At 71.7% G+C, this 1,041-nt stretch carries 1 protein-coding gene; it reads left to right on the top strand.

Annotated features, from left to right (window positions below):
- Positions 1-1,023: IS110 family transposase (locus tag Q0994_RS33855; RefSeq protein WP_299542567.1), on the top strand; the 1,023-nt coding region annotated here is incomplete at its 5' end.
- Between the last annotated feature and the right edge of the window lie 18 nt (positions 1,024-1,041).

Below are 1,041 nucleotides of genomic sequence, written 5' to 3' on the forward strand. Positions count from 1 at the left end.
CCCGCCTCCATCGGCGCCCTGCCGCTGGCCGTCGCCCGGGACGCCGGCTGCAAGGTCGCCTACCTGCCAGGACTCGCGATGCGCCGGATCGCCGATCTCTACCCCGGCGAGGCGAAGACCGACGCCAGGGACGCGGCGGTGATCGCGGACGCGGCCCGCACCCTGCCCCACACCCTGCGCTCGCTCGAACTCGCCGACGAGATCACCGCCGAGCTCACCGTCCTGACCGGCTTCGACCAGGACCTCGCCGCCGAAGCCACCCGCACCTCCAACCGCATACGGGGCCTGCTCACCCAGTTCCACCCCAGCCTCGAACGCGTCCTGGGCCCCCGCCTCGACCACCAGGCCGTCACCTGGCTCCTGGAACGCCACGGCTCCCCGGCCGCCCTGCGCAAAGCGGGCCGACGCCGCCTCGTCGAGCTGATCCGCCCAAAGGCGCCGCGCATGGCCGCCCGGCTGATCGACGACGTCTTCGACGCCCTGGACGAGCAAACCGTGACCGTGCCCGGCACCGGCACCCTCGACATCGTGGTCCCGTCCCTGGCCCGCTCCCTCGCCGCCGTCCACGAACAGCGCCGGGCCCTGGAAGCCCAGATCAACATGCTGCTGGAGGCCCACCCTCTTTCCCAGGTCCTGACCTCGATGCCCGGCGTCGGCGTCAGGACCGCCGCAGTCCTGCTGACCACCGTCGGCGACGGCACCAACTTCCCCACCGCCGCCCACCTCGCCTCCTACGCCGGCCTCGCCCCCACCACGAAGTCGTCGGGAACCTCCATCCACGGCGAACACGCACCCCGCGGCGGAAACCGGCAGCTGAAACGGGCCATGTTCCTCTCCGCCTTCGCCTGCATGAACGCCGACCCCGCCTCCCGCACCTACTACGACAAGCAACGGGCCCGCGGCAAAACCCACACCCAAGCCCTCCTTCGCCTCGCCCGCCAGCGCATCAGCGTCCTGTTCGCCATGCTCCGCGACGGCACCTTCTACGAACCCCGAACCCCCGCCGTCACCCTCGCCGCATGAAAGAGACCAACACCCCCG

Source organism: uncultured Streptomyces sp., from assembly GCF_947488945.1.
Taxonomy (GTDB): domain Bacteria; phylum Actinomycetota; class Actinomycetes; order Streptomycetales; family Streptomycetaceae; genus Streptomyces.